This window comes from Dyella sp. (genome assembly GCF_051954575.1).
In the GTDB taxonomy this organism is placed as follows: domain Bacteria; phylum Pseudomonadota; class Gammaproteobacteria; order Xanthomonadales; family Rhodanobacteraceae; genus Dyella_B.
Genome location: NZ_JBQCHP010000065.1, coordinates 45,742 through 60,749, shown reverse-complemented (window position 1 = coordinate 60,749; position 15,008 = coordinate 45,742). Strand labels below are relative to the sequence as shown.

12 protein-coding genes are annotated in these 15,008 nt (G+C 64.3%); 9 read left to right on the top strand and 3 right to left on the bottom strand.

All coding sequences use genetic code 11. The features are described from left to right. Window positions 1-155: 155 nt before the first annotated feature. The 8 genes from phoB (at window position 156) to ACTHNE_RS08705 (ending at window position 11,513) form a co-directional block, all read left to right on the top strand. Window positions 156-845 carry a phosphate regulon transcriptional regulator PhoB gene (phoB, locus tag ACTHNE_RS08740; RefSeq protein WP_440269038.1) on the top strand — a complete coding sequence of 230 codons (690 nt, stop codon included), beginning with the start codon at window positions 156-158 and terminating at the stop codon, window positions 843-845. A 99-nt stretch (window positions 846-944) separates the two neighbouring features. Beyond that, window positions 945-2,231, top strand: coding sequence for a phosphate regulon sensor histidine kinase PhoR (phoR, locus tag ACTHNE_RS08735; RefSeq protein ID WP_440269037.1), 1,287 nt, complete (start codon window positions 945-947; stop codon window positions 2,229-2,231). A gap of 166 nt (window positions 2,232-2,397) precedes the next feature. Further along, window positions 2,398-4,551 (top strand): polyphosphate kinase 1, encoded by a 2,154-nt coding sequence (ppk1, locus tag ACTHNE_RS08730; protein ID WP_440269036.1) that lies wholly within the window; start codon window positions 2,398-2,400, stop codon window positions 4,549-4,551. Window positions 4,552-4,757: 206 nt separating this feature from the next. After that, window positions 4,758-6,257, top strand: a complete 1,500-nt coding sequence (locus tag ACTHNE_RS08725) for a Ppx/GppA phosphatase family protein (RefSeq protein WP_440269080.1) — start codon at window positions 4,758-4,760, stop codon at window positions 6,255-6,257. Between the two features lie 290 nt (window positions 6,258-6,547). Continuing rightward, on the top strand, window positions 6,548-7,231 hold the full coding sequence (locus ACTHNE_RS08720) for a peptidylprolyl isomerase (RefSeq protein ID WP_440269035.1): 684 nt from the start codon (window positions 6,548-6,550) through the stop codon (window positions 7,229-7,231). Beyond that, a complete protein-coding gene (gene lpxH, locus ACTHNE_RS08715; protein WP_440269034.1) occupies window positions 7,228-7,953 on the top strand; it encodes a UDP-2,3-diacylglucosamine diphosphatase in 726 nt (241 codons plus the stop codon). The genes ACTHNE_RS08720 and lpxH overlap by 4 nt, the downstream gene beginning before the upstream one ends. Window positions 7,954-8,249: 296 nt before the next feature. Beyond that, window positions 8,250-9,740, top strand: coding sequence for a collagen-like triple helix repeat-containing protein (locus ACTHNE_RS08710; protein ID WP_440269033.1), 1,491 nt, complete (start codon window positions 8,250-8,252; stop codon window positions 9,738-9,740). Between the two features lie 72 nt (window positions 9,741-9,812). After that, a complete protein-coding gene (locus ACTHNE_RS08705; protein ID WP_440269032.1) occupies window positions 9,813-11,513 on the top strand; it encodes a ShlB/FhaC/HecB family hemolysin secretion/activation protein in 1,701 nt (566 codons plus the stop codon). A 255-nt stretch (window positions 11,514-11,768) separates the two neighbouring features. Here ACTHNE_RS08705 and ACTHNE_RS08700 read toward each other — a convergent pair whose 3' ends face one another. Then, the gene (locus tag ACTHNE_RS08700) at window positions 11,769-12,755 is read right to left on the bottom strand and encodes a malate dehydrogenase (RefSeq protein WP_440269031.1); all 987 of its coding nucleotides are present in this window, start codon (window positions 12,753-12,755) and stop codon (window positions 11,769-11,771) included. A 67-nt stretch (window positions 12,756-12,822) separates the two neighbouring features. Continuing rightward, entirely contained in the window at window positions 12,823-14,022 is a 1,200-nt protein-coding gene (locus ACTHNE_RS08695) for an aminotransferase class I/II-fold pyridoxal phosphate-dependent enzyme (RefSeq protein WP_440269030.1), read from the bottom strand. A 203-nt stretch (window positions 14,023-14,225) separates the two neighbouring features. Between ACTHNE_RS08695 and ACTHNE_RS08690 the strand changes: the two genes are divergently transcribed. Further along, window positions 14,226-14,480 carry a GlsB/YeaQ/YmgE family stress response membrane protein gene (locus tag ACTHNE_RS08690; protein WP_324947031.1) on the top strand — a complete coding sequence of 85 codons (255 nt, stop codon included), beginning with the start codon at window positions 14,226-14,228 and terminating at the stop codon, window positions 14,478-14,480. 89 nt (window positions 14,481-14,569) lie between these two features. Here the strand turns inward: ACTHNE_RS08690 and ACTHNE_RS08685 are convergent, their stop codons facing one another. Then, a complete protein-coding gene (locus tag ACTHNE_RS08685) occupies window positions 14,570-15,001 on the bottom strand; it encodes a YidB family protein (RefSeq protein WP_324947033.1) in 432 nt (143 codons plus the stop codon). Window positions 15,002-15,008: the final 7 nt, after the last annotated feature.

Below are 15,008 nucleotides of genomic sequence, written 5' to 3'. Positions count from 1 at the left end.
GTGCTGGGATTTCATCCCAGCCTACGGTTCGCCTTCTGCGGGATTCCGGTCATCCTGCATTCCTTCCCTGCGTAGCTTTTTCGCGCACTGTCATTGCCGCGTAACATTTGACCGCTGCAATATTTGCGTCATAGGCCACCCAACCGGACCTTCGCGTGCACAAACGCATCCTGATTGTTGAAGACGAAGCTTCCATCCGCGACATGGTCGCTTTCGCCCTGCGCAAGGCCGGAATGGACACCTCACAAGCCGCCGATGCGCGCACGGCGCAGATGTCGATCGCCGAACAGGTGCCCGACCTGATCCTGCTCGACTGGATGCTGCCCGGCACCAGCGGCCTGGACCTGGCCCGCCGCCTGCGCAAGGAAGAGCTCAGCCGCGAGATACCGATCATCATGCTCACCGCTCGCGGCGAGGAAATGGATCGCGTCAACGGCCTGGAAGCCGGCGTGGACGACTACGTGGTCAAGCCCTTCTCCACCCGCGAGCTGATCGCTCGCATCAAGGCGGTGCTGCGCCGCAGCCAGGGCGACGATGGTTCCGGCATGGTGGAACTGGGCCGGCTGCGCATCGACGGTCCCGCGCATCGCGTATTCGCCGGCGACGAACCGGTGCCGATCGGCCCCACCGAATACCGCCTGCTGTACTTCTTCATGACCCATCCGGAACGCGTCTACTCGCGCGCGCAACTGCTCGATCACGTGTGGGGCGGCAGCGTGTATGTGGAAGAGCGCACCGTGGACGTGCACATCCGCCGCCTGCGCAAGACGCTCGAGCCATGGAAGCTCGAGGACATGGTGCAGACGGTGCGCGGCGCGGGTTATCGGTTCTCGGCCAGCACTTGAGGCGTCAATCGTGAATCGGGAGTCGGGAATCGCAAAAACACCGCGGCTTCCCCCGCTTCACCGGTTACGATTCGCGCTCCTCGATTGCCGGTGAGCCTCATGCCAGCAGCGCAAAGCGCCTGGAAACTCCCTCTTGCCCTCGCGGCAGGGCTGCTCGCGGGCGGCGTCGGCGGCTGGTTGGCGCATGGCCACGTGGCGACTGGCGTGGCGCTCGTCGCGATAGCGGAGATTGTCTTGCTGCTGACGCATTTGCGTCACATTGCTAAGCCCATCATGAGCTTACCGACCACAACGCCGGGCGAGATTTCCTCCGACCCCCGGCACGACCGATTCATGATGCGCTCCCGACGCCTAGCCGCCAACCTGCATGATCTACGCCGTGCCGCGGGCAGCCTGCCGGACGCGATCGTGCTGCTCGACCAGGACCAGCACGTGCGCTGGTTCAACCACGCCGCCGAAAGCCTGCTCGGCCTGCGCCGCCCACAGGACCGCGGCGTGGTGCTGAAGGAAAAACTGCACAACTCCGAATTGGCCGGCTGGCTGGAAGAACCCTCACCCGAGCCGCTGAACGATGTGAGCGCACCTGGCGCGCCCAGCCGCCACATCAACGTCACTTTGCTGCCGTTCGGCCAGCGCCAGCGCCTGCTGCTGGCGCGCGACATCAGCCACATGTCGCGGCTGGAGCAGATTCGCCGCGACTTCGTCGCCAACGTCTCGCATGAGCTGCGCACGCCGCTCACCGTGATCCACGGTTATCTCGAACTGCTCGATCCGGAAGACGTGCCGCATCTGGCGCCGGTGCTGAGCGAAATGCGCGCGCAATCCAAGCGCATGGGCCAGATCGTGGAAGACCTGCTCACGCTGTCGCGCCTGGAAACGCAGGACCACGTCAGCGAAGAGCGCGTGCAGATGGCGCCGCTCTTGGCCACCTTGCGCAAGGAAGCCGAAGCGCTGAGCCAGGGCCGCCATACCGTCACGGTGGAAAACGTCGCCAACATCGACCTGCTCGGCTCGCCCAAGGATCTGCACAGCGCGCTGTCCAACCTGGTCAGCAACGCGGTGCGCTACACGCCCACCGGCGGGCGCATCACCATCCGCTGGGAACGCACCGCCGACGGCGCCAATTATTCGGTGACCGACACCGGCTACGGCATTCCGGCCGATCACCTGTCGCGCCTGACCGAACGCTTCTACCGCGTATCGTCCAGCCGCTCGCGTGACAGCGGCGGCACCGGCCTGGGGTTGTCGATCGTCAAGCACGTGCTGGGCCTGCATCAGGCGCGCCTGGATATCCGCAGCACGCCCGGCCAGGGCTCCACCTTCACCTGCTGCTTCGGCCGCGAGCGGCTGATGGCGCCGGAAGTGCACGATTCCAAACCAGAATGACGTAGGTTGGGGTGCAAACCCCAATATTGGGATGCTTAGCATGCCGGTTGGGGTTTGCACCCCAACCTACGTGCTTGTCGCCTCGCCGTGCGTCGCATTACAAAACATTGAACGCCGCGTGACACACGCATAGGCGCTGCCCCCGCGCATGAGTAAGAATGTGCGAATGCCACGCCGCCAAGCCACCCAACCTGCCGTCCAGAGCGAAACCTCCCAGCCCGAGCTGTTCCTGAGCCGCGAGCTGGCCACGCTTGAATTCAACTTCCGGGTGCTGGCGCAAGCGCGTGACACCAGCATGCCGTTGCTGGAACGCCTGCGTTACTTGAGCATCGTGGCGAACAACCTCGACGAATTCTTCGAGGTGCGCGTGGCCATGCTCAAGCATCACCACCAGTTCGGCTCCGCCGCGCCCGGCCCCGACGGAATGCTGTCGGGCGAGTTGCTGGCGCGCATCCGCGAACGCGTGCTGGACCTGGTCAGCGCGCAGTACACCACCTGGCAGGAGGAACTCGGGCCTGCGCTCGCCGCCGAGGACATCCACTTCCTTACCCGCAAGCAGTGGACGCCGCGCCAGCGCCGCTGGCTGCACGGCTACTTCGAGAACGAAGTGCTGCCGGTGCTCTCGCCACTGGGGCTGGACCCCGCCCATCCGTTCCCGCGCATCCTCAACAAGACCTTGAACATCGCGGTGGTGCTGCAAGGCCGCGACGCGTTCGGCCACGAAGGCCATATGGCGCTGGTGCGCGCACCGCGCTCGCTGCCTCGCATCATCCGCGTTCCCAACGAGGTGAGCGGGTCAGGCGATCACTACGTGTTCCTGGCCGAGCTGCTGCAGGCCTTCGTCGATATGATGTTCCCCGGCTTCAAAGTGGCCGGCTCGTACCAGTTCCGCGTCACGCGCAATAGCGAGCTGATCGTCGAGGAAGAAGAAGTCGAAAATCTTGCCCGCGCGCTGGCGGAAGAACTGCATGGCCGCGGCTATGCGCGTCCGGTGCGCCTGGAGATCGGCGCCGACTGTCCGCAGTCGATCGTGTCGATGCTGATCAGCAATTTCGAACTGGAAGAAACCGACGTCTACCGCTGCCACGGCCCGGTCAACATCATCCGCGCCGGCCTGGTCTATGACGATCTCGATCGCCCCGCGCTGAAATTTCCGCGCTTCACCTCCGCCCTGCCGGCGGCGCTCAGCACCGGGCGCAAGATTTTCGACGTGCTCGGCCAGCGCGACATCCTGCTGCATCACCCTTACGAATCGTTCAACGCCGTGGTCGACCTGCTGCGCGAAGCGGTGCAGGATCCGGACGTGCTGGCGATCAAGCAGACCCTGTACCGTGCCGGCAAGGACACGCCACTGGTGGATCTCTTGGTGGAGGCGGCGCGCACCGGCAAGGACGTCACCGTGGTGATCGAGCTGCGCGCGCGCTTCGACGAGGAGGCCAACATCCGCTTCGCCACGCGCCTGCAGGAAGCCGGCGTGCAGGTGGTGTACGGCGTGGTGGGCTTCAAGACGCACGCCAAGATGATGCTGATCGTGCGGCGCGAGGACGGTCATCTGCGACGCTACGTGCACCTGTCCACCGGCAATTACCACCAGACCAACAGCCGCCTCTATACCGACATCGGCCTGATGACGGCCAACCCGGAAATCGGCGAAGACCTGCACAAGATCTTCCAGCAGCTCTCCGGATTGGGGCCGGTAATCAACTTGAAGCGCCTGCTGCACTCGCCCTTCACGCTGTACAAGAGCGTGGTGGAAAAGATCGAGCGCGAAACCGCGCACGCCCGCGACGGCAAGCCGGCGCGCATCGTCGCCAAGCTCAACGCGATGAACGAATCGCACGTGATCGAAGCGCTGTACGCCGCGGCGCAGGCGGGCGTTGAAATCGACCTGATCGTGCGCGGCGCCTGCACCTTGCGGCCGGGATTGCCAGGCGTTTCCGAACGCATCCGCGTGCGCTCGATCGTAGGGCGCTTTCTCGAACACAGCCGCGTGTACTGGTTCGCCAACGACGGCACGCCGGAAATCTACTGCGCCAGCGCGGACTGGATGGAGCGCAACCTGATGCGCCGCATCGAGGTGGCCTTTCCCATTCTCGACCCGCAACTGGCCGCACGCGTGTACGAGGAAACACTGGCCAATTATCTTGCCGACAACACCCAGGCCTGGCTGCTGGAAAGCGACGGTCATTACACTCGCGCCACGCCCGGCGAGGACCCGCCGCATTCGGCGCAGGACACGCTGCTGGCGAAGCTGTGCAATGCGGCGGTGACGGCATCGGCGCGTTCGCCGCTGCCCACCAAGCTGCGCGAAGAAGGGTAGATTTGGCAATGCGACGCTGGGGTTCGCACCCCAGCCTACGACGCGCAGATCGTAGGTTGGGGTGCAAACCCCAACATCCAGATGTGGCATGACGATGTTGGGTTTCGGCTGCGCCTCGGCCCAACCCACGGTGTTTCGCATGATTCGAACATGCGAGAATTGGCCGCGATACGAACCAGGAGTCCCGCGTGAGCCTCGGTGACCAGATGCAGATCAAGGACGGCGAGCTGATGGCCGCCGTCGACATTGGCTCAAACAGTTTTCACATGGTCGTCGCACGCATGGAGCATGGCGAGCCGCGCGTGATCGATCGCCTGCGCGAAACCGTGCGCATGGCGGCCGGCCTCCGTGCCGACGGTACGCTGGATGCCGAGCATCGCGCGCGTGCGCTGAATTGCCTGGCCCGCTTCGGCCAGCGCATCGCCGGCATTCCCTCCGCCCGCGTGCGCGCCGTGGCTACCAATACCGTGCGCCGCCTTGCTTCGCCGCAGGCATTCCTCACTGCGGCGGAAGCGGCACTCGGCAATCCTGTGGAAGTGGTGTCCGGCCGCGAGGAAGGTCGCCTGATCTTCCTTGGTGTCTCACATGATCTGCCGACGTCGCGCGAGCCGCGGCTGGTGATCGACATCGGCGGCGGCAGCACCGAATTCATCATCGGTCGCGGGCTGGCGCCGCTGCATACCGAAAGCGTGCAAGTCGGCTGCATCGCCACCACGCAGCGCTTCTTTCCCGCCGGCAAGCTCACGCGCAAGCGCTGGCAGCGGGCGCGCGGCGAAATCGGCGTGCTGCTGCAGCAGTTCTCCGAGGAATACCTCGAAGCCGGCTGGACCGAAGCCTTCGGCTCCTCCGGCAGCGCCAAGGCGATCGGTGCGGTGGTGCAGGCCATGAAGCTGTCCGATCACGGCGTGACGCCCGCCTCGCTGGCCACGCTACGCGATACCGTGCTCGACCAGGGCCAGATCGGTGCGCTGAAGCTGCCCGGCCTGGGCGAAGAACGCGCGCCGGTGTTCGCCGGCGCGGTGGTGATCTTCGAAGCGGCCTTCGCCGCGCTCGGCATCGAGCGCCTGCAAGTGTGCGAAAGCTCGATGCGCGAAGGCTTGCTGTGGGACCTGATCGGCCGCGCCGGCGGCACCGATCCGCGCACCGCCAGCATCGACGCCCTGGCCAACCGCTACGGCGTGGATCGCGCGCAGGCGCGCCGCGTGGAATCCACCGCGCTGATGCTGTTCGACCAGGTGGCGCCAGCCTGGAAACTGGATGCCGAGGCGCGCGAATGGCTGTCATGGTCCGCGCGAGTGCACGAGATCGGGCTGGCCATCGCGCACAGCCAACATCACCAGCATGGCGCGTACATCCTGCGCAATGCGGACCTCGCCGGCTTCTCCAAGCAGGAGCAGCACCTGCTCGCCGCGGTGGTGCAGGCGCATCGGCGCAAGCCGGACAAGGCCGCGTTCTCCTCGTTGCCGCAGCGCTACCGCCAACTCGCCAAATACATCACCGCCCTGCTGCGCCTGGCCGTGCTGTTCCGCCGCGCGCGCCGTCCCGAATCGCTACCGCCCATGCGCCTGGCCGCCAGCGCGCAACGCCTCGGCTTGCGTCTGCCCGCAGCGTGGGTGGAACAGCATCCGCTGACCCAGGCGGACCTGGAGCAGGAAATCACGCCGATGGCGGAATTGGGTTTGACGTTGTCGATCGGGACGGAATAAAGCGAATCGGCCTCGCAATTGCCGCCTATTGCTCCCTCCCCTACGTGTAGTAGGGAGGGTCGGGGTGGGGGGAAGCAACCTCGCGATGAATTCAAACACTACGGCAAGCTCGTACAACCCCACCCCAGCCCTCCCCTGCCAGCAGGGGAGGGAGCGCGTGCCGCACAGCTGAAACGTAGCGCCAATCGGACGCTCTACAGATGCACGGCCAAGCACGACATCGCCAATCAGCCATAAGCAGGCTTCACCCGCGTATCATGCGCGGATATTTCAGCCGTACGTTTCCCAACATGCCCAAGTACCTGCTGACCGCCCTCTTCCTCATCGCTCCGCTTGCCGTGGCGCAGACCAGCAAGCCGGCCGCTGCGCCCGCCGCGCCGGCGGTGGCCAATCCCACAGTGACCGTGCATACCTCGCAAGGGGACATCACGATGGAGCTGTACGCGGACAAATCGCCCAAGAGCGTCGCCAACTTCCTGCGCTACGTGCACGAAGGCTTCTACGCCGGCACGGTGTTTCATCGGGTGATTCCCGGCTATCTCATCCAGGGCGGCCTCTACACCGCCGAGCTGCAGCCACGCCGCACGCATTCGCCGGTGGCCAGCGAGGCCGACAACGGGCTTTCCAATCTGCGCGGCACGGTGGCCGTTGCGCGCGGCGCGGATCCGAACTCCGGCACCTCGCAATTCTTCATCAACCTGGTGGACGATCGCCGCCTGGACTACGTCGGCAACCAGAACGGCCTTACCTGGGGCTATACCGTGTTCGCCAAGGTGACCAAGGGCATGGACGTGGTGGACAAGATCGCCGCGCTGCCCACGCGTGCGCAAGGTCCTTTCGCCGCCGACGTGCCCAACCCGCTGGTGGTGATCCAGAGCGTGAGCGTCGAAGGCGAAGCCGCGCCCGCGCCCGCGCCGGCATCTGCTGCGGCCGCCAAGCCGCCAGTTACCCCTGCGCCGCGCAAATCCAAATGAGCACGCTGTTCATTTCGGACCTGCACCTGGACGACAGCCGCCCGCAGATCACTACGCTGTTTGAGCATTACCTGTCCGGCGACGAAGTGCGCAAGGCCGATGCCTTGTACATCCTCGGCGACCTGGTCGAGGCCTGGGTCGGCGATGATGACGATGCGCAGCTGCCGCAACGTATCGCCAATGCCACACGGGCGGTGTGCGATGCTGGCGTGCCGGTGTATTTCATCGCTGGCAACCGCGATTTTCTGATGGGCCAAGCCTTCGCCGAGCGCGCCGGTTTTACCTTGCTCGAAGACGGCACCGTGCACGATCTTTACGGCACCCCGACCCTGCTGATGCACGGCGATGTTCTGTGCACCGACGACCTGGCCTACCAGGCCTTCCGCCGCCAGGTGCGCACGCCGGAATGGAAGGCCCAGGTACTGGCCATGCCGCTGGACGCGCGCCGCGCGCTGGCGGCGAAGGCGCGCGCGGAAAGCCGCGCACAGAACAGCATCAAGCACGAAGACATCATGGACGTGAACGCCAAAGCGGTGGCGCAAGCGATGCGCCACGCGGGCGTGACGCACCTGATCCACGGCCACACCCATCGCCCCGCCATCCACCATTTCGATTTGGACGGCCATACGGCCGAACGCATCGTGCTGGGCGACTGGTACGAGCAGGGCTCGGTACTGCGCGTCACCGCGAAAAACCGCCAATTGCGCGCTGTGCGGGAATAAAACGTGCCAGCCGCGGCCGCCGACATCTACCCGTTTTCGGCCAACCCTACCCGTTTTCGGAAACTGTGACGAATAGCCGCACATCGTGCACAGCGTCTTCACTTATGTCCACGCAACATCAAATTGCCCGATCCCCGTTCATGTAGGCCATCAGGTACTCGCATCAGGGGTTTCAAGTCGCAAATGTCACCGGCATGCATGGGCCGGTCGGGAAAATTGATGTCTACCTTCATCGGCGCACCGAAACAGGCGCAACGCCTGCGGTGAGGTGCGCTCGCGCTCAAAGGAGATGGGTCATGCGTAGCATTGCTTCGGGCAACATCATCATCAAGCAAACCCTTCTGGCCAGTCTGATCGCCGCATGCGTGCTCTCCTTGACGGCATGCAGCGGATCGGGCTCGGTCCGCAGTTCATCGGGAGGCGGTCTGTCGGTCAGTCCATCAGGCGGATCGAGCAGCAGTGGCTCAGGCGGCTCCGGCTCGGATGGTTCGGGCACTTCCGGGAGCAGCGGCAACAGCGGTTCTGCTGGCGGCGGCATTGGCGGCACCGGTGGAACGGGTGGCGACGGTGGTGGATCACCGAGCCCGAGCCCAACGCCCAGTCCGACTCCAACACCTACTCCGACTCCAACTCCAACTCCAACACCTACTCCGACCCCAGCGCCCAGCACCCTGCTTGGTAGCGTGGCGACCGGTGCGGGCGGTGTAGTAACCAGCTTAGGCGGTGCGGTGAGCACCATCGGTTCGCAACTCACCGGTACACCGTTGGGGAACAACGGCCTCACGCAAGGGCTTGCCGGCGTGGTGACCAACACCGGCGATGCGGTAACGGCGCTGGGCAACGGCGTGGTCAGCGGACTGGGCCAGCTCGGCAATACGAAGGATCCGGTCGGCACCACCGTGCAGAGCCTGGGCGGTGTCGTCGACGACACGGGCAAGGCGGTGAACGATCTCGGCCAGGCGGTCGCCAGCGTCGGTTCGTTCCAGGGCTCGCCGATCCAGCCGATCACCGCCGCGCTCGGCGGCGTGGTATCCACTGTCGGCAACGATGTATCGGCCGGCAGCACGCCGCTCGATCACACCCTCAGCACCGGGCTGGTGAAGACGATCACGCAGGCGGCCAGCAATACGGTGACGCCACTGTCCACGCTGGGCCAAAGCAGCAGCAATGGCGGCGGCAATCTCGTTGCAACGGTATCGCAGGTCGGCGGCAATGCCACCAGCGGCGTGGGCAGCATCGTTTCGTCGATGGGCGCGCAAGTGGCCAGCACCGGTGCGTCCGTGCCGGGCGCAGCGCCGGTCACACAGCTGGTGGGCAACGTCGTGCAAGGCGCGGGCAATGCCGTCACCACGCTAGGCAATGGCGTTACGGCCGGCCTCGGCCAATCGGGCAGCATCGGCAATCCGGTGGGCGTCACGGCTACCGGCGGCACCAATGCCATCACCGGTATCGGCCAGACCCTGGCAAGCACCGGGCAGGCCATCACCAGTGCGACCGGCTCCGGTCCCACTGCGGGACTCGGCACGGTAACCGGCCTGGTCGGCAACACCGTCACGGCCGCCGGCAACACGGTGGCAGCGGTAGGCGGCACTGGCACGACCGGCGTCGGCGGGGTATTGCAGCCGGTCACGCAAACCGTCAGCAACGTGGTCAACGGCGTGGCCAACCTTACCGGCACCAGCGGTACGGGTGGCATCGTCGGCGCTGTTACCGGCAGCTCGTCCTCATCGACCAGCAGCAACAAGGAGGCGAGCCTGCTCGGATTGCTCGGCAAGCACACTCTGTAAGCGGCGACTTCTTGCGACATATCGCGCCCTCCCCTGCACGCAGGGGAGGGTTGGGATGAACAGGGGCATGGCATGAAGGCATGGATCGGCCCGGCGCTCGGTGCGTCAGTGTTCGGTGTTTCAAGCATGGTTTCGTTGCAGGTGGCGGCGCAGGTGCGCCCGCCGGCCACGGCAAATCCGCTGCAGAATCTGCCGCGCGTGGAAACGCCGGTGGCGCCCAAGGTGAATACGGAAGTGGAGGCGCACGCCGCCAATCCGCGCCTGGCTGCGTTGCTCGCAACATCCATCACACCGCGGCGCTTCGACGTGGTCGGCGTGCATGCGGTGCCGTTCAAGGAAGTCGCCGCGCTGTTCAGCCCGATGACCGGCAAGACCGTGCACGTTTCCGACGTGCTCGATGCTGCCGCGAAAATCGCCGTCATTTATCAAAAGCACGGTTACGCGCTCGCGTTCGGCTATGTACCCACGCAGGATTTCGCCGATAGCGTGGTGCACGTCACCGTCGTGGAAGGCTACGTGGCCGACGTGAACATCAGCGGCGATGCCGGCAACATGGAGCCGAAGATCCGCGCCATCGCCGCGCACATCGCCAAAGAACGCCCGTTGCAGCAAAAAACCTTCGAACGTTATCTGCAAGTACTGGGCATGCTGCCGGGCCTGCATATCGATGCGAACGTACCGGCGCCCACCACTACCGATGGCGCTACACGACTGCTGTTGACGGTGAAGCGCACGCGCTTCAATGCCAGCACCGGTATCGATTTCGATCACCCCGGCGTGCAAGGCCTGACCAGCGTGACGGAAAACGGTCTGCTGTCGTTCGCCGAACAGATCGGTTTCTCCACCCTGCTTCCGCCCGGGCCGGGTCATCAACACCTGTATTCGCTGAGCTTCCTGCAGCCGCTGGCCGCGGACGGCGCGATGCTGCACTTCAACGGCTCGCATTACCAGGGCAGCCCGAATACCGACAACCAGCTGCCTTACTACCTGAAGCAAGCCCTGCATCAGGACCAGTTCGCGCTTTCCGTCAGCTATCCGCTGCTGCTGGACAACCACACCAACCTTACCGCGACGGGCGGCGGCTACGTCACCACGCTGACGCAGACGTACACCAACACCATCACCGGCGCGCGATTGATCCAGCACGATGGCCTGCGCGTGTTCAACGGCAAGCTGGATTACCTCAAGGCCGGCGACACCCGCGTGCAGAAGATCAACCTGGAGATCGCGCGCGGCATCGATGGCCTGGGCGCCAATGCCAGCGTGGTAACGCGGTTCGGCCATCTGGTGTTGGTCTCGCCCGCGGACCCGACCTTTACGCGCTACGACGCAAGCTTTCTGCAAAGCGATGCATGGCCCCATCGCTTCGGCACGGTTTTCAACATCACCGGGCAATACAGCCACAGCACCTTGCCGACCACCGAGCAGATAAGTTTCGGCGGACCGCGCTATGGACTGGCCTACGATCCGGGCGAAACGGCCGGTGACAGCGGCTGGGGCGCGTCATTCGAAGTGAACCAGCACTACGACTTGTCCAATCGCTGGGTGAGGCAAGTCACGCCTTACGTGGTGACACAGTTTGCGCGCGCGTATCTCAACGTCGGCACGCCTGCACCGGCGAAACTGGGCAGCGCCGGGCTCGGCGTGCGATGGACGGACAAGCATTACTACGCGTTCGATCTCACCGTAGCGCAGCCGGTGGGCGACAAGCCGCTGGGCGCTACGCATCGCTCGCCGCGGGTGAATTTCACTTTCAGCTATCAGTTGCGCTGAACGTTGGGGTGCAAACCTCAACGTCGTCATCTTTCCTCACCATCATTCCGGCGAAGGCCGGAATCCAGTTTAAATACGATGTGCGCAGCACACCGCATAAAGATGTCGTGTCCTTCGGACGTGTATTGAGACTGGATTCCGGCCTTCGCCGGAATGACGGCTGGGCAAGAACGCGCTTATCCCGCAAGTGCGGGCATAAAACAAACGGCCGCCCTTGCGGATGGCCGTTTGTTTTCCCGCAGCGAAAGATGTGTCTTACTTCTTCGCAAACAGATGCTCGACGCCCGCGCGCTCTTCGCGCAGTTCCTTGTCGGTCGCATCCATGCGTGCGCGCGAGAAGTCATTGACTTCCAGACCTTGCACGATCTCGTACTTGCCACCCTTCACCGTTACCGGATAGCCGTAGATCACGCCCGGTGCGATGCCGTACGAACCGTCCGACGGAATGCCCATCGACACCCAGTCACCTTCGGCAGTACCCAGCGCCCATGTGCGCATGTGATCGATCGCCGCCGATGCCGCCGAAGCAGCCGACGAAGCACCGCGCGCCTTGATGATGGCCGCGCCGCGCTGCTGCACGGTAGGAATGAAGTCCTTCTCGTACCAGGCCTGGTCGATCAGGCCGAGCGCCGGCTTGCCGCCCACGATGGCGTGGTGCAGGTCCGGATACTGGGTGGAGCTGTGGTTGCCCCAGATGGTGACCTTCTTGATTTCGGTGGTGTGCTTGCCGGTCTTCTCGGCGAGTTGCGACAGCGCGCGGTTGTGATCCAGGCGCACCATTGCAGTGAAGCACTTCGGATCCAGATCAGGCGCATTCTGCTGCGCGATCAGCGCATTGGTGTTGGCCGGGTTGCCCACCACCAGCACGCGCACGTCGCGCTTGGCGTGATCGTTCAGCGCCTTGCCCTGCGGGGCGAAGATGGCGCCGTTGGCTTCGAGCAGATCCTTGCGCTCCATGCCCGGGCCACGCGGACGCGCGCCGACCAGCAGGGCGTAATCGACGTCCTTGAAAGCGACGTTCACGTCGTCGGTGGCAACCACGCCGGCCAGGGTCGGGAAGGCGCAATCGTTGAGTTCCATCACCACGCCCTGCAGCGCAGGCAGCGCAGGCGTGATTTCGAGCAGGTGCAGGATCACCGGCTGATCCGGACCGAGCATGTCGCCGGCGGCGATGCGGAACAGCAGGGCGTAACCGATCTGGCCGGCTGCGCCGGTCACGGCAACACGAACGGGGGCTTTCATCGTGGCAACTCCTTCAGGTGCATAAAACGACAAGGCCCGCATCGCAGCGACGCGGGCCGTAAAGAAATCAAGTCAGCTCGGCAAAGAACTCGGCAATACGTGCAAGGCCGGGTTCCAACTGTGCGCTGGGACAGGTGTAGGAAATGCGCATGGCGCGCGCCTCGCCGAAGGCCGAACCCGGCACGCAGGCCACGCCCTTGGCGCCCAGCAGCGCGGCACAGAAATCCACATCGTTCTCGATGCGCGTACCGTTGTGGCTCCTGCCGAACGCCACCGAGATATCCGGAAACGCGTAGAACGCGCCCTGCGGACGCGGGCACACCACGCCGGGAATCTTCGCCAGCGCGGCCAGCACCACGTCGCGTTTTTGCGCGAACTCCTTGCATTTGGCCTGCGGCACGTCCTGCGGACCGCTGAAGGCGGCAATCGCCGCGGCGGCGATCACTTCCGGCACGCTGGTGATGTGGTTGGAGTTGAGCGTGGTCACCGCCTTGGCGACGTTCTCCGGCCCGGCGATCAGGCCCACGCGCCAGCCCGGCATGCCGTAGGTCTTGGAAATCGAATCGACGAAGATCAGCCGCTCACGCAATTCCGGCCGGGCGAACACGAAGTTGTGATAGCCGATGCCATCGAACACCATCGTGTTGTAGATGTCGTCGGTGATGATCCAGGTATCCGGATATTGCACCAGCACGGCGGCCAGCGCGGCGATTTCCTCGCGCGTATAGACCATGCCGGTGGGATTGGACGGATTGTTGAACAGGAACACCTTCGGCTTGCGCGCCAGCGCCGTTTCCAACTGCTGCGGCGTGAGCTTGTAGTTTTGATCCGGCCCACAGTGCAGCACGTTGGCTTTCGCGCCGACGATGTCGGCGATGTCGCGATAAGTGGTCCAGTACGGCGCGGGGAAGCAGATTTCATCGCCGTCATTGAGCAGCGCCTCGGCCAGGTTGTACAGGATCTGCTTGGCGCCGATGCCCACCGACAGGTTCAAGCGCCCGTAGCCGGTAAAGCCCAATGCTTCGATGTGTTTGAGGAAGGCATCGAGCAGCGCATCCGAACCGCGGTTGCTGCCGTACTGGCCGCTGTCGTGCGACAGCGCTTCGCGCGCAGCGGCGTATACGTGTTCGCCCGGCAGAAAGTTCGGCACGCCGATGGAGAAGCTGATGATGTCGCGGCCGGAGGCCTTGAGTTGCTTGGCCGTTTCGGCGATGACCATGATCGCGCTGGGCTTGGCGCGGCCGATACGCTGGGCGAGCTGGGGCATGGCTTCCTCGTTGGGGGCGGGACAGCAAACCGGGCGATTTTAGCATGCGGCGCTGCGTCAACCGGAGCGATTGCGGACCAGACCCAGAAAATTCCTATTGCCCTGCCCTACGCCCCTGGCATGATGTCGCCGGCCGCTGCAAAACCGGGCGGAGGGGTGTCTTGTAGTAATCAATCATCACTGCCCAAGACAAGGGGATGTCCATGTTCCATATCATCTGGTCGATCATCGTCGGCTTCATCATTGGCGTCATCGCCCGCTGGATCGTGCCGGGCGCCGAGCATTACGGATTCATCATGACCACGATCGTGGGTATTGTCGGCTCCGTCATCGGCGGCTTCATCGGCAGCTTGTTCAAGAAGCCGGCGCCGGGCCAGAAATTCCACACGGCAGGCTTTTTGATGTCGATCGTCGGTGCGGTGGTCCTGCTGTATCTGTTGCGCTTCATCCAGCATTGATGTGCACGCAGGTTGGGGTGCAAACCCCAACACTAGGGCGCAAAAAAAGCACGGTGGAGCAATCCACCGTGCTTTTTTTATAACGCTGCTCAGGCCGGCTTTGCCGCAAGCAGCTTTTCGGCCAGGCCGCTCAGCATCGACAGATCGAAACCGCCACTGCCGCCTGTGGGCACTTCGCCGTTGGGCGTGGCGTGATCCACCGCATGCGGCAATACCTGCGCAAGCTGGCCGAGCAACTGGCCAGGATCCACACCAAGCTTGCCGGCTGCGTTGTTCACCACCGAATCCAGGCCGGCCTTCTGCAGCACGTTATTGAGCTGGTCGCCGGAAATGGCCTGGTTGGCGCCGGTGCCGATCCACGATTGCACCGCATCGCCCAGCCCGTGCTGCTGCAGCTTTTCGGCCAGGCCCTGCACGCCACCGGCCTGCTGAATCAGCTGGCCTGCAATCGATACCAGCGAATTGCCGCCCTCGCCCTGACTGCCACCCAGCAAACTGCCCAAACTATCGAGTAACGACATGGCTGTA

Bases quoted from the DNA above. Each gene is read 5' to 3' on its own strand.
- ACTHNE_RS08690 (WP_324947031.1), top strand. From the start codon at position 14,226: ATGTTCCATATCATCTGGTCGATCATCGTCGGCTTCATCATTGGCGTC.
- ACTHNE_RS08725 (WP_440269080.1), top strand. From the start codon at position 4,758: ATGCAGATCAAGGACGGCGAGCTGATGGCCGCCGTCGACATTGGCTCA.
- ACTHNE_RS08685 (WP_324947033.1), bottom strand. From the start codon at position 15,001: ATGTCGTTACTCGATAGTTTGGGCAGTTTGCTGGGTGGCAGTCAGGGC.
- lpxH (WP_440269034.1), top strand. From the start codon at position 7,228: ATGAGCACGCTGTTCATTTCGGACCTGCACCTGGACGACAGCCGCCCG.
- ACTHNE_RS08710 (WP_440269033.1), top strand. From the start codon at position 8,250: ATGCGTAGCATTGCTTCGGGCAACATCATCATCAAGCAAACCCTTCTG.
- phoR (WP_440269037.1), top strand. From the start codon at position 945: ATGCCAGCAGCGCAAAGCGCCTGGAAACTCCCTCTTGCCCTCGCGGCA.
- ACTHNE_RS08695 (WP_440269030.1), bottom strand. From the start codon at position 14,022: ATGCCCCAGCTCGCCCAGCGTATCGGCCGCGCCAAGCCCAGCGCGATC.
- ACTHNE_RS08705 (WP_440269032.1), top strand. From the start codon at position 9,813: ATGAAGGCATGGATCGGCCCGGCGCTCGGTGCGTCAGTGTTCGGTGTT.
- ppk1 (WP_440269036.1), top strand. From the start codon at position 2,398: ATGCCACGCCGCCAAGCCACCCAACCTGCCGTCCAGAGCGAAACCTCC.
- ACTHNE_RS08700 (WP_440269031.1), bottom strand. From the start codon at position 12,755: ATGAAAGCCCCCGTTCGTGTTGCCGTGACCGGCGCAGCCGGCCAGATC.
- ACTHNE_RS08720 (WP_440269035.1), top strand. From the start codon at position 6,548: ATGCCCAAGTACCTGCTGACCGCCCTCTTCCTCATCGCTCCGCTTGCC.